This window comes from Streptomyces millisiae (assembly GCF_031845425.1).
Taxonomy (GTDB): Bacteria; Actinomycetota; Actinomycetes; order Streptomycetales; family Streptomycetaceae; genus Streptomyces; species Streptomyces millisiae.
Genome location: NZ_JAVREM010000058.1, coordinates 1 through 12351, shown reverse-complemented (window position 1 = coordinate 12351; position 12351 = coordinate 1). Strand labels below are relative to the sequence as shown.

The window sequence follows — 12351 nt, the reverse complement described above, 5'->3', positions numbered from 1 at the left end:
TCGATCTGAGACAGCCGCCGGCCGACATGCTATGAGACTGGGCGACGAACATCCAGGTCACAGCGTCGGCGCATGACAGCGAAAGCGAGAACCTGCACTCGCGCCTTCACCTCGCCGGCCGGCCCCGACCCCGGGCCGGCCGGCGACGTCTCCAGGGTCTGTGCTGCCCCTGTGCTCGGGTCTGTGCCGCCCCTGTGTGGCTTGTAGTCGCACCTCCAACTCGAGACCGGGCACCGGCTGGTGCCGAGCGATCGCGCCGTCGGCCCGCCAGGCGATCTCGTACGGCGTCTGCCAGCGACCCGAGCCGCGCGAGGTGATCGCGAAACCCGCGCCCCAGTGGTGATCGGGGCCGTGCCAGGGCGACGTGGCCTCGTCGAGCAGGTACAGCCGGTCAGGATCCGACGCGTGCTCGAACGCCACCGGCGCGGCGTCCCGGCCGAGGACCACCTGGCCGCCGCCGAATGCGAAACGTGCTGTCACGAGAGCTCCTTGTCTCTGGGGGAGCCGGGAAGGGAGAGGGAAATCGGACGGCCCGAATCGAGGTAGCGGGCGTCGTCACACGGCATCCGCGCACCATCGGCGACGCGTGCGACAGGCGGACGACGCCCCGCGCCGGACGGCGTCAACCCGGACATCGCCGACGGCGAGACCGGCGCCACCGTCGGCTCCTCCGGCTGCGGCGAGCCCAGCCTGCCGAAGATTGTCGCCTGGCCCGAACAACCCGACCGAGGCAGCGTCCGCTTCGACGACACCGACATCACGGCCGAACGCCCCGGGCGCGCGGCGCCCCCCCCTCCTCGGCGACGCACCGGGCCTCGATATCGTGCTGGCCAGCCGGGAGACCGCGCCGCTCGGCCGCGCGGCGGAAGCGTTCGCGGACTGCCGCCGGAGCGGCCCCGGCGCGCCAGCGTCTCCCCACGGACGCCCACGCGAAGGGACAAACCTCCAATGCGAGGGACCACGCGGCACGACCGCCTGCCGAACGCCGCCATGGTCGAGGCCGCACGAGCCGGTGACGAACGGGCGCTCGAGGAGTTGGCGCACGCCTACCTGCCGTTGGTCTACAACGTCGTGGGCCGGGCACTCAACGGGCACCCGGACGTGGACGACCTCGTGCAGGAGACCATGCTGCGCGTGACCCGCGGGATGGCCGGCCTCAAGGAGCCGGAGCGCTTCCGGAGTTGGCTGGTGGCCATCGCCATGCACCAGATACGCGACTGGTGGCGTGGCTCGCGCTCCTCCTCGGTCACGGTCGCGCTTCCGGAGGCCGCAGACGTGGAGGACCCGCACGGCGACTTCGTGGACCTGACCATCCTGCGTCTGCGCCTGACCGGCCAACGGAGGGAGACGGCCGAGGCGACGCGGTGGCTCGACCGAGAGGAGCGGATGCTCCTCACCCTGTGGTGGCAGGAGGTGGCGGGCCAGCTCACCCGAGCCGAACTGGCCGAGGCGACCGGGGTCTCCGTCGCGCACGCGGGCGTGCGGGTACAACGGTTGCGGGACCGCCTTGACGTGGCCCGGCGAGTGGTTCGCGCGCTCGCCGGCCGGCCGCGCTGCTCCGGCCTGACCGTGGCCGTCGAGGGTTGGGACGGCCGGCCAACGGCGCTCTGGCGCAAGCGCCTGGCCCGGCACGTTCGCGACTGCGAGCTGTGCGCCGGGCGCTCCGCCGACCTCGCGCCGGTCGAGGGGCTGCTCACCGGGCTCGGCCTTGTTCCCCTGCCCGCCGGCTTCCTGTTTTCGAGCGAGCTGCTGGCAGGCGCCGGCACCTCGGCCACCGGTGGCGTCGCCGCGAAGGGCGGCGGCGTCGCCAAGCTCGTCGGCCCCCTCACGGCCAAACCGGCCGCGCTCGCGACGCTCGGTGTCGCCGGGCTCGCCGTGGGCGTCGCGCTCTACGCCGTGGTCCTGCCGCCCGCGAACGACGGGTCGGAAGAGCCGGTGACGAACGGCCCGACGGCGACCGTGACCGCGGCGGGCTCGCCGACTCCCGACCCCGCTGACCCGTCCGACTCCGACGCCCCGCCGGACGCGCCCCCGCCGGAATCCGCCTCCCAGGACGCCGTGTACGGGCAGACCGTGGACGCCGCGGAACCGGCCCCCGACCCGGGAACGCCGCCGGCCCGGCTGCCGGCGCGCCCCGAAGGCAGGCCCGTGGCGGCCGAGGACGGCCGGTACCGGGACGCGTCGGGCGGCGGCTACCTGATGGTCTACCGCGACCAGTACGTCGTCCTCTCCGGACAGGGATACGTCCGCGTCAGCTACGAACTCGGGAGCGACGGCCGCCGGGGAGACATGGTCATGCCCACCTGGACCGGGTTGACCGGCCGGATCTTCCATGTGGCGTCCGGCGGCGGCCACCGCATGGACGACGCCGTTCCGGGCGCGCCCTCGGACACCACCTGGATGGGCGCCCCCGACACGGGCTACACGCGGCTGCCGGACGGCGCCCAACAGATGTGGCAGCACGAGTACTTCTACCTCGACGGCAGTGTCGTGCTGACCCAGCACGAGCGGGGCTCCGACTACAACCTGCTGATCCAGCCGGTCTCCCACCCGGATATCGAGGCCGATGTGAACACCGCGCCGGGAACGGCCGAGGGCGTGGTCCGTTACGGCGTGGTACGGGACACCGGCGGCGATGACGCCCCGGTGCCCCAGTACCTCACGCGCGAGCGTCCGGCTGACCCCGTCGCCGAGGTCCCCCAACGATCCGAGGTGGGGCCCGAGTAGGCGGCGGATCAGTGCTCGCCTGAGCCCTGCCGGCGTCGGCGCAACAGCAGACCGCCCGCGACCAGGGCGAGCAGGCCGGAAGCGCCAGCCCAGGGCATCAGGGCGTCGGAACCCGTCGCGGCCAGGCCACCCGAGGCGCCCTGCGGCCGCGGGCCCCCCGCGGTTGAGTCGGCAGCGTCGGCCGTTTCGCCACCGCCACCGGCACCGGACGGTCGGCTGGTGGAGGAGGTCGAAGGACCGCCCGGTTCCGCGTCGCCCGGCTCGCGGGTGTAGGCGAGCGTGCCGAAGCCGAGCTGGTCGTAGCCGCCGCTGTCGGGGCCGTAGTCGCCACCGCCGCCCTCAGCGCGCCACTTCTCCGCCGCGGCCTGGACAGAGGGCGCGGACAGTCCCCGGCGGGTGACGTAGTGGTGGTAGATCATTTCCCAGACGGGGCGCTCATGCCCCCGTCCCCGCGGCGAGACGACGGCCTGCTCGCGTTGGACACAGGTGGTGTGGTGCCCCCACCGGTAGGTGGTGAACGGCACGTCCTCGCCGAGGTTGTACCTCGCGACGTACTCGGCGCCCTTGAGGAACCACTCCGACCGATTTCATGGCTTGGGTACAACAAGCCCCCGGCACACCCGCGTCCGCCGCCCGCATCGGAGAACTCGCCGCAACCGCGGTGCGTCCGCGGCCTGATCGTGCAGTGGCCCAGCCTCCAGATCTCGCCCCGCCTCCTGATGATCTGGGACGAGGTTCTCGGCGAGTCCCTCACGAACCGTGTCGATCCCCTCTCCCTGCGACCCGACGGCGTCCTCGAGGTCATGACCCGGACCCCCGAGGCCGAAGACGAGCTCCAGCAGCGCGCCCCCAGCCTTGTCGAGGCCATCCAGACTCGCCTGGGCCCCAATGCCCCCGTCACCGCGATCACCTCCCGCGGACTGTCCGACATCGATGTCCTCGTCACAGGCTGCCCCCACTACGACGACCAGGCGGCCGTCGAGACCGTACTGCTGGAGACCTGGCACGACTCGCTCGCGGTCCACGGAGCGCGCCCGGTCACCTTCCTCCACACCGGCGAAACCATCGTCGACCGTGTCACCAGCGGATGGGCCGCCCAGTACATCAGCAGCGAACTCGACCTCGAGCTCAAGGAGCCCGACCTCGCCGCCACGTCCATGGCCGCGACGACCATCCGCCCGCGCGCCAACGACGTTGCCAACGGCCGTGACGCCCGAGCCATCCGCGACGAGACCCTCATCGCCCGCGCACCGGACTACTGCCTGGCGTTCCTCACCGACCCCGACAACCCCACCCGCCTCGCCACCCTGGCCGCCACGGCCGGCATCCCCACCAGGACCTACACCGCATGACCGACACCGCCCAGCCCACCGGCGTCGACCTCGCACGCGTCGCCCTCAAGGCAGCCCGGGAAGTCGCCCGCACCCGCCACAGCGCGCCGCCCCGGAAAAAGCCCCGCCGCGGCGCACCCACGCGGCGACCTGACGGCCGTGAGCCCGCGTCCCTCGGCACCGCCTTGCGGAGCCTGTTCACCGACCGCGCCTGGGAAGCCCCCGCCGCCGGCGGCACCCTCATCAACCGATGGAGCCAGATCGCCCCCCGTCTCGCCGAACAGGCCAGGCTCTCCCCGTCGCCTACGACGCCGATACCAAGACCCTCACCATCCGCCCTGCCAGCTACGCCGTCGCCACCGACATCCGCTTCCGCGCCCCCGACCTCATCAGCCACATCAATACCGCCATGGGCAGCCAACTCGTCACGGCCCTCCACGTGCTGCCACCCGGCACCACCTCCCACCGAGGTCCACAGTCACCAAGGAGTACCAACTGGCCCGCAGGCAGATGCAAGCCGCCCGACACGACCGGATCGAAGAAGCTGAGACCACCCGCGCGCTTCGCCAGCGCCACTTCGCCGGCGCCTACACCCGCGGCCCGGAGACCGAAATCGACGAGTCGGCCGAGGCCGCGGCGCGAGAGGCCCGGCGCGCCGCCGAGAAACGCCGGGCCATCCTCCTCCGGGCCCGCCAGGACCGGGCCGCGCGACACCCAGTAGCCGGTCCCCCCGCCGACCACACCCCTTCGAGCACCGGGACACTCCGATGACCACGCACCGCCGCCACTTCGAGCCCACCGAACCGACCCTGGCCGAGATCATGTGCGCCGCCCTCGACGACCTCGACCCCCAGGCCCGCACCACCCCGTCCGCCGCCACCGACACCCTGTCGGGCGCGCTGGCCGCCCGAGAAATCCGCCACGAAATCGTCGGCGACGACATCTCCGGCGACGTCCAACTGCGGCTCGGCCCCGAGGACGCAGCCCTGCTCGCCCTGGTCCTCGATTTCTGGGACGGCCAGGTCACCCCGCCCTCCCACCGTCACCAGCACTGAGAAGCCCCAGCCCTCAAGGCCACAAGGAGAGCACCGTGAGCACGACGACCCGGCATCTCGCCCCAGCTCCAGCCGCGAGCAAACCCACCTCCCCGCCGGAGCAGTCCCCGGCCGAGCAGTTCGCGACCTACGCCCGCGCGACGAGCCGGGCCCCAGAGCCCACGAACGCCGAGATGGCAGCAGCACCATCCAGCCCAGCCGCAGTGCCGGTGACAGGATCCTGCTGGTCGAGCCGACGTAGACGACCCGGTCGGGGTCGAGGCCCTGCACCGCGCCGACCGGCTGCCGGTCGTAGCGGAACTCGCCGCCGTAGTCGTCCTCCACCACCAGTCCGCCGCGAGAGCGGGCCCCGTCGATGACCGCCGCCCGGCGTTCGGGGTGCGGCGGCCCGCGACGGGCCGCCCCATCCGGAGCCCCATCGGGCGGGCCGACCCACCCGATGGAACTCTTCACCAGAAACGCCGAGATCCCGTCCGATCGGCCTGCTCACCGCACTGGTCGTAGCCGCCGCCCGGCATGTGCCGGGCAACCGGGCCGACGCCCAGGTCTGACGGTCTCATTCCGGGGTCTCACTCGGCGTCGCGGCGGTCCGGCCGCGGCGGCGGAACAGGAGGAGACCGCCGAGGAGGGCGGTGACGCCACTCGCGGCCGTCCACAGCGGGAGTTCGGAGGAACCGGTGGCGGCCAGGTTGCCGTCGCTCTCCCCGCCCTGAGGGCTGAGGCCGGAGGGTTGCTCGACGGCGGAGTCCCCGGATGACCCGGATGAACTGGACTCGGTGGCAGGCGTCGGCGCCGACTCGGTCGCGGTGGCCCTGTTCCGGGTGAACGCCAGTGTCCCGAAGCCGAGTTCGTCGTATCCGCCGCTGTTCGGGCCGTAGTCGCCGCCGCCTCCCTCGGCCCCGCTGCGGGCCAGCATCTCGCCGGTGTTCGGCATGGCCATGCCGCGCCTGTTGACGTAGTGGTGGTAGACCCGCGCCCAGACCGGGCGTCCACCTCCACGGCCGTGTTCGGAGATGACGGTCTGCTCCGTTTCCACGCAGTGCGCGCCGTTGTTCCAGGTATAGGTGGTGTAGGGCACGTCGTAGCCGAGGTTGTACCGGGCGACGTACTCGCACGCCTTGCGGAACCGGGAGTCGTCCGCGCCGTAGAGGTCGACGCCCTGGTTCCAGGCCATCTCGCAGATGGTGCCCATCAGGCCGATGCCCATCAGGCTGTGGCCCTGGTCGCGCCCGCTCTCCTGCCACTGGGCGAGCCCGACGTCGTTGTAGACGTAGGGGATCGCGTTGGCCAGCGAGCCGTTGCCTGCGCCGTTGTGGAAGTAGTCCACCGTCTCGTCGAACATGGCCCGGTCGTCGCGGAGGATCCCGATGGCCATGATCGAGGCCATGGAGCACAGGTCCCAGTTCGCCCAGTAGTGGCCGATGCAGTTGGTTTCGCGGTTCAGGAAGTCGTGGTTCATCGGATAGAAGTGGTTGAGCAGCATGTCCTGGAAACGGGCCAGGTCGAAGCCGGGGTAGTCGCGGATGATCTCGCCGGCGTTGGCGAACTGGTACCCGTAGATGCCCGCCAGGAGCACGACTTCGGAGCCTCCCGCGATGCCCTGCAACGTCTCCGACCAGGCGTTGCAGATGTCCCGCGCGGTGTCGGCGTGGGCGGTATCGCCGGTGATCTTCCAGCGCAGCGCGTTCTGGTACGCCGCGTGGATGTCGTTGAAGAGGATCCAGTAGTTCTCGGCCGGCCCGTCGGGCGTGGCGCCGCGAACGACCGTCTCCTGCGGGTTGGGGACCCAGCCGGCGGCCGAGTGGCTGTTGGCGACCAGCCGGTCCCAGCCCGCCTTCCAGGGCTCCGTGCGCGCGTTCACCATCGCGCGCATGCGGTTGAGGTCGGCCTGGGTGTGGAGCATGCCGGGGTGCGCGAAGGACGCGTCCGCCGCCGTCGCCGGGGAGGCGGCCACGCCCGTGCCGATACCGATACCGACCGCGCCGGTCGCCGCTCCCGCGGCCTTGAGCATGCTGCGCCGACTGATCTGAAGTGTCACTGTGTCGCTCCTCGGGCTCTCGTGGGGACGGTGCCTACGCATGGGAGACGTGACACGGAGTGGGCGATAACAGAAAAGTGGGCGCCACCGACGAAGGGACTATGCGTTTGCTGGATCCATGAGCGGTCCAGGCCGGGGTGGAACACGGAGGAGCCCCACCCCGACCGGGTCTCATCGGGTGTACTTGGCCGGCCTGGTGGCGGCGTTGAGCAGGTATTCCAGGGGGCCGCGGCGGAAGAAGCGGGACCAGACCGCGGCGACAGGGCGGCCCCGAGGACGAACATGAGCAGGGGCGTCCAGGACTGCTGGGCGCCGGTTCCGGCGGGCACGGACAGCGCGTCCTGTGCGACGAAGTGGCCTACGTAGGCCGTCAGGGACATGGTGCCCACGGCGGTGACCGGTGTCTACGCCGACCAGCGCGTCGAGAAGTCCGGCGTCCGCGAGCTCCTCCTCGCCGTCGCCTACGCCCTCACCCTCGCCGACGTCCCGGGCTCCGCCGTCATCAAGACGGCCGGCAAGGCCCTGGGGCGCGACCCCGTCACCGGCAGGTCCCGGATGAAGACCCTGATTGAGGCCGACCGGCCCCGCTACGTCGCCCCCGGCGACGAGAGCTACATCCAGCGTTGGTGCAAGGCCGCCCGCCACCGCCCCTACGCTCCGCGCAACGCCACCGGCCTGGAGGGGTACCGCGCCCAGGCCGACGAGAGGAACACGGGGAAGGTGTGCGGGGCGCGCGGCACGATCCACGTCACCGAGCACGACCCCGCCACCGGCTGGCACACCCTGCACTGGTACTGCTCCCGGCACCGGCAGGCAGCCCGCCGTGTCGAGAACCAGCTCGCCGCGCAGAACGAGGCGGCCCCCGAGCCCACCCCTACCGCGGCGGCCTCCTCGCGTGCTACTTCAAGGCCGACTGGGAAGCCGTCTACCGCTGGGCCGTCGGCTCCTGGTGGACGCCCCCGAGCTACGGGATCAGCGCCGACGACTGGCCCACCCCGGGACGGGACCCGCTACCCGGCCACACCCGCCTCCGGCTCGTGCTCCCGATCGGAGACGGCGGCCTGGACGACGGCGGCACGTCGTGAACGGCGGCACCCACCGACGGCGGCCGGCCGACAACCAGACTGGCCTGGTCGCCCACCGGCTGTTCCTCCGGCACGACCGAGGCCTCAGCGCCCGGGACTTCCTCGACCGCGTAGATCCCGCCGCCCTGGACGCGGCCCGCAGCTGCTGGCGCCTCGCCAACACGTAGACGCCCGGCCGCACAACGAACGCTGCACCCCGGCAATTGACGCTTCACACCGTAGCCTCACGACTCCCCGGCAAGCACGGCGGCCGGGGACCTCCTCCTCGGATGGAGCGCTCCAGCCGTAGCACGAGCTTGTCGCCGGGCGTCGACTCGATCTTCGGCGTCGAACTCGGCGCATCGTTCCTCGGGGAGGCAGCCGGCGAGTGGTCAACCCGTCAGTCGTCGAAGCGGGGCGGGAGGCCTCGATGTGACCGAGGTACCGGTGGGTCCAGTCACACAGACCGTCGATCGTCACTCGCAGGGCCTGGCCCGGTTTCTCCTGCTTCATTGTGAGATGTCGGTGGTTCGCGGTACGCCGCTCGGCCACCGGGCGAAACGGCGCGCGCGGCGTCTCACGCGCCCCTGGAGCGCTTGAGCGACACGACCAGCGGCAGTCGGACGACCCATCTCCAAGGCCAGCCAGCGACGCTGCCCTCCACCATCGCGGACGTCCGCGCCGAACCTGCGCATGCTGGAGCGCAACGGCCTGGCCGAGCGGACGGTGCACCCGGTCGTGCCGCCGCGGGTCGAGTACACCCTCACCGAGTGAGCATCTTGTGGCTGATGCCCTCGATCTCGCTCCGCAGCTCACCAAAGCGCAGGGTGCGCCCCCCAGAGCCTCGATGATCAGAAGGGCCCACTTGTTGGCGACGTCCGAGAAAATCTCCCGAGCCAGAGAGTCGGCGCGCCTCACGTCCGCTTCGTCAGGCGAGCCTATGAACTGCTTGGTCACCATCAGGTTCCCCAGTCACTGAAAAGTGCGTTCTTCCATGTCAGCGGCCACTCTCCGACGGCCGCGGCGCGGGCGGCGCACCGGGCCAGGGCGGAGTCGCTGCGGAACCTGCCGAACAACCGGTTCATGCAGGCCTTCTGCGCTCGGCACGTCGGGAACGCGTTGTCGGACATGCGGCGGACGGCCGAGGTCAGCGACGTGCCGGAGGAGTACCGCTGGGAGTTCACCCAGTCGATGATCCTGGGCAAACACGGCCTGCGCCCACCGTGGCCGCAGGACGCCTTCGAGCTGGCGGACTGGGAGCTGAGCGAGGCGTTGACCCTGCTGCGCGACGCCGAGGTCCTCCTGGTCTCCCCGGCCGTGCACGCGGCGGTGATGGCGGCCGCCACGACGTTGAAGCCGGCCGACATCGTCACGCTGGACCGCGAGGCCGACATCCCCCTGCAGACCGCGCTCCTCGTGCTGCCCCAGCCGGTCATCCTGGCCAACCGCATCGGCACCCTCTCGGACGTGGCGGCGTGGGGGTGGACCTTCATCGACATGCACGTCACCACCCCACGCCGCCAGCAGTTCCCCGGCGTGCGGATCACGCCGTTCATGGACCGCGACGGCCCCGTCCAGACCGACGACTGGCGCGCGTTCACCACCGGGGCCCGCGCCGACGGGTCCCCGCTGCCACGCTGGGTGCCCGACGGCATGTACGGGGTGGCCGGCGATGCCAAGGTCGCGAGCTCCCCCGAGATGCTCGACGACATCAACGACGAGTACCGCACCATGCAGGACCTCCTGCGCGAGGCCGGCAGCTGGCGCGCGGAAGAACCACCGGAAGTGGGGGAGTGGGGTGGTGGGCACGTCGACGACAGCTACGACGACTTCGCCCAGCGCTACCTCTTCGCGTTCTGGCGCCTGGCCGCCCTAGGCACGACCACCTCCGCACCCCTCACCCAGCCCGGCGGACCGGTCCCGCAGCCACGCAGCGCAGAGGACAGCGAGCCGGACGTCCGGGTCATCCGCCTCACCGCGCCGACCCGCTCCACCCAGGCCGGCGACCAGGAGGCGGACAAGACGGCCGGCAGCCGCGTCTACCACCACCGCTGGCCGGTGCGCATGCACAAGGGCCGCCAGTGGTACCCCAGCCTCCAACAGCACCGCGTCATCTGGCGCGGCCCCTACATCAATGGCCCCGCCGACGCCCCGCTCCTGGTGAGCGAGAAGGCCTACCAGGTCGACCTCTGACCGAGGCCGCCCGCGGCACGGCGAGCATCTGGAGTACGTCCGACCCTGAGGCTGCCCTCAAAAAACATGCTGTCCTGGTCAGTTGGCACTGGAATGATGAGCACATGCACAGCATGGCCTCTGCTTGGAGCGACCCGAGATGGGAACGCATACGGGAATTGCAGCTTGCGAAAGAGCAGCACGTAACTCGTCAGCATGTGGTCTCTCGCGTACTGTTGCAGCGGTTTACCGCGCCAGGAAAAGGGAGTAGCGGCAAGCAACTAGAGGTCTTCGACCTGGCGCATCCCGAACGTCCTCCCCGGCTGAAAGGACCGAGGGGATGCGGTTGGGTAGAAAACTTTGCTTCCTTCGCTTCCGGCTCTTTGGAGGTCCTCTGGGGCCAGACCGAGCAGCGAGCGCCAGCGGCGCTTGCCGCAGTGGACGAACGCAGGCCCTTCGACGATCCGAGCCATGGCGATGTCCTGCGGGACTTAGTAGCCCTGCATCTCGTGCGATCTATTCGCTTTCAGAGGGTACACCATAACGCCTTACTCCGTACCTTAGAGCGGCTAAAGCGTAATCTGGTGGAGGAAAACGGCGAGATACTCAAGCAGGTGGTGCAGCGCGATTACGGGCTGCATATAACCGGGCAAGGCGCGATGGAGTTCTTCGCTGATCGGGTTCTGGAGCGCACTGAGCGGGCATACTCTGCCGGCCAACTATTCCGAGTCAGCCTAGAAAGCATGTTCTCTAAGGTTCGACAGGCCATAGCGAAGGATTGGCAGCTGGAGGTACTTACTCCACAGGATGGCCCATTTATCATTGGCGACACGCCCGCTGTCACACTCCGCATCGACAAAAAGGTCACCTTCGGTATGGCGCTGGGAGATGCACACTCGGTCCTGCTCCCAGTCGGTCCGCGACGTATGCTGGCTCTAGGGCCTGAGAACGTCCTAGGGACGTTGGCGCTTCATAAGGTGATCATGAGCAACGCTGCGCAGGTATTGGCTGCCGATAGATATGTGTTCGCCCAACCCGGAAGTAATATGCAGCGATTCATCCGCAGAGCGGGGGCCCGGCGAGCTAGTTCCGGGCAAGCGAGTGAGTGACATGGCGGAGATCCCCGAAGAAGAGCAACAGGAAAGCCCTCTTACTGCGGTGGAAGCAGCGCTGGGTCGAATGGTCTATCAAGCAGCTACTTTCGAAATGGTAATGAGGGTCTTAGCCACACTCCTTGCGCGAGACGAGGGAGAACGTGACTGCGTGGCTGAAGATACAATCCATAGATTGATGATCCGAGCCAAAAAGATGGCGGCGAATCACCCAGATGTTAACGAAGAAATGCAAGCCACCCTAACGGCGATCACCACAGGAGTTCAGCCTTACATCGAAAGCAGGAACACCTATATTCACGACGCATGGGCCGAATTGGATGGCGAACTATCGGTAATGCATAAGAGGAAGAAGAACCGGTTTCGCACTCGACGTCTAGCTGTTCCCGAGCTTGCTTCCCTTACCGAGCGGTTCAGCGAATACACGAACCAAACCGTGGAATGGACAGTGGGCTACCTCAAGAAAAGACACCTAGATTGGAGGCTGTAGGCTTTGGGTCTAGACCTCTCGACACTTCGTCAGGTCTTGACGTCGGCCCCGGTCCGGCCGGTAGTCTGGTGGTGTGCCGAGCGCCCCCCACCCTGTTGCCGTTTCTTTCCGTCACCACCGTGAGGGTCCTGGGAGCGCGGAGCGCGACCAGGACCCTGACCGTTACTTTCCCCAAATCCCAGTGATTACACAGGACATGACCCTGATGCACCACCCGCACAAGGAGGCTAAGGCCGGAGGCCGTGCCTCCCAACCCACCACCGCCCGTGAGCGGAGCGAACGGGCCCGCCCCACACCAGGCCGCGGAGCGGCCGGTGTCTCTCCGCCCCGTAGGGGCGGCGCGTCGTGTCTCCGGAGGAGAC

10 protein-coding genes and 4 pseudogenes are annotated in these 12351 nt (G+C 69.6%); 8 read left to right on the top strand and 6 right to left on the bottom strand.

Features of this window, described 5'->3' with window-relative positions; translation table 11 throughout:
- Positions 1-57: 57 nt before the first annotated feature.
- Positions 58-480: a hypothetical protein gene (locus RNC47_RS28365; protein ID WP_311602767.1), complete on the bottom strand. Its 423-nt coding sequence runs from the start codon at positions 478-480 to the stop codon at positions 58-60.
- Positions 481-948: 468 nt separating this feature from the next.
- Between RNC47_RS28365 and RNC47_RS28360 the strand changes: the two genes are divergently transcribed.
- Positions 949-2727 carry a sigma-70 family RNA polymerase sigma factor gene (locus RNC47_RS28360; RefSeq protein WP_311602766.1) on the top strand — a complete coding sequence of 593 codons (1779 nt, stop codon included), beginning with the start codon at positions 949-951 and terminating at the stop codon, positions 2725-2727.
- 8 nt (positions 2728-2735) lie between these two features.
- Here the strand turns inward: RNC47_RS28360 and RNC47_RS28355 are convergent, their stop codons facing one another.
- Positions 2736-3251 (bottom strand): LPXTG cell wall anchor domain-containing protein, encoded by a 516-nt coding sequence (locus RNC47_RS28355; RefSeq protein ID WP_311602765.1) that lies wholly within the window; start codon positions 3249-3251, stop codon positions 2736-2738.
- A gap of 156 nt (positions 3252-3407) precedes the next feature.
- Here RNC47_RS28355 and RNC47_RS28350 point away from each other — a divergent pair, with 156 nt between their 5' ends.
- The gene (locus tag RNC47_RS28350; RefSeq protein ID WP_311602764.1) at positions 3408-4079 is read left to right on the top strand and encodes a DciA family protein; all 672 of its coding nucleotides are present in this window, start codon (positions 3408-3410) and stop codon (positions 4077-4079) included.
- 746 nt (positions 4080-4825) lie between these two features.
- Complete coding sequence (locus RNC47_RS28345) at positions 4826-5113, top strand: hypothetical protein (protein WP_311602807.1); 288 nt, start codon at positions 4826-4828, stop codon at positions 5111-5113.
- Between the two features lie 180 nt (positions 5114-5293).
- Here the strand turns inward: RNC47_RS28345 and RNC47_RS28340 are convergent.
- The 3 genes and pseudogenes from RNC47_RS28340 to RNC47_RS28330 form a co-directional block, all read right to left on the bottom strand.
- A pseudogene (locus tag RNC47_RS28340) lies at positions 5294-5503 on the bottom strand (PLP-dependent aminotransferase family protein); the annotation flags it as partial.
- A gap of 166 nt (positions 5504-5669) precedes the next feature.
- Positions 5670-7151 (bottom strand): alginate lyase family protein, encoded by a 1482-nt coding sequence (locus tag RNC47_RS28335; RefSeq protein WP_311602762.1) that lies wholly within the window; start codon positions 7149-7151, stop codon positions 5670-5672.
- A gap of 171 nt (positions 7152-7322) precedes the next feature.
- Positions 7323-7552, bottom strand: a pseudogene (locus RNC47_RS28330) (DUF418 domain-containing protein); the annotation flags it as partial.
- 680 nt (positions 7553-8232) lie between these two features.
- Between RNC47_RS28330 and RNC47_RS28325 the strand changes: the two are divergent.
- The gene (locus tag RNC47_RS28325; RefSeq protein WP_311602805.1) at positions 8233-8403 is read left to right on the top strand and encodes a hypothetical protein; all 171 of its coding nucleotides are present in this window, start codon (positions 8233-8235) and stop codon (positions 8401-8403) included.
- Between the two features lie 496 nt (positions 8404-8899).
- Positions 8900-8986 (top strand): annotated as a pseudogene (locus RNC47_RS28315) (winged helix-turn-helix transcriptional regulator); the annotation flags it as partial.
- Here the strand turns inward: RNC47_RS28315 and RNC47_RS37780 are convergent.
- A pseudogene (locus tag RNC47_RS37780) lies at positions 8982-9175 on the bottom strand (winged helix-turn-helix transcriptional regulator); the annotation flags it as partial. The pseudogenes RNC47_RS28315 and RNC47_RS37780 sit on opposite strands and share 5 nt — an antisense overlap.
- A gap of 123 nt (positions 9176-9298) precedes the next feature.
- On the opposite strand from RNC47_RS37780, the gene RNC47_RS28305 reads away from it, so the two are divergent.
- From RNC47_RS28305 to RNC47_RS28295, 3 genes are all read left to right on the top strand, one after another.
- Entirely contained in the window at positions 9299-10408 is a 1110-nt protein-coding gene (locus RNC47_RS28305; RefSeq protein ID WP_311602760.1) for a hypothetical protein, read from the top strand.
- A gap of 104 nt (positions 10409-10512) precedes the next feature.
- Complete coding sequence (locus RNC47_RS28300) at positions 10513-11496, top strand: DUF4238 domain-containing protein (RefSeq protein ID WP_311602758.1); 984 nt, start codon at positions 10513-10515, stop codon at positions 11494-11496.
- A gap of 1 nt (position 11497) precedes the next feature.
- Positions 11498-11989: a hypothetical protein gene (locus RNC47_RS28295; RefSeq protein ID WP_311602757.1), complete on the top strand. Its 492-nt coding sequence runs from the start codon at positions 11498-11500 to the stop codon at positions 11987-11989.
- Positions 11990-12351: the final 362 nt, after the last annotated feature.

What these genes read in the sequence shown, in the direction of transcription:
- RNC47_RS28360 (WP_311602766.1), top strand. Translation starts at nt 949, where the DNA reads ATGCGAGGGACCACGCGGCACGACCGCCTGCCGAACGCCGCCATGGTC.
- RNC47_RS28345 (WP_311602807.1), top strand. Translation starts at nt 4,826, where the DNA reads ATGACCACGCACCGCCGCCACTTCGAGCCCACCGAACCGACCCTGGCC.
- RNC47_RS28305 (WP_311602760.1), top strand. Translation starts at nt 9,299, where the DNA reads ATGCAGGCCTTCTGCGCTCGGCACGTCGGGAACGCGTTGTCGGACATG.
- RNC47_RS28300 (WP_311602758.1), top strand. Translation starts at nt 10,513, where the DNA reads ATGCACAGCATGGCCTCTGCTTGGAGCGACCCGAGATGGGAACGCATA.
- RNC47_RS28295 (WP_311602757.1), top strand. Translation starts at nt 11,498, where the DNA reads ATGGCGGAGATCCCCGAAGAAGAGCAACAGGAAAGCCCTCTTACTGCG.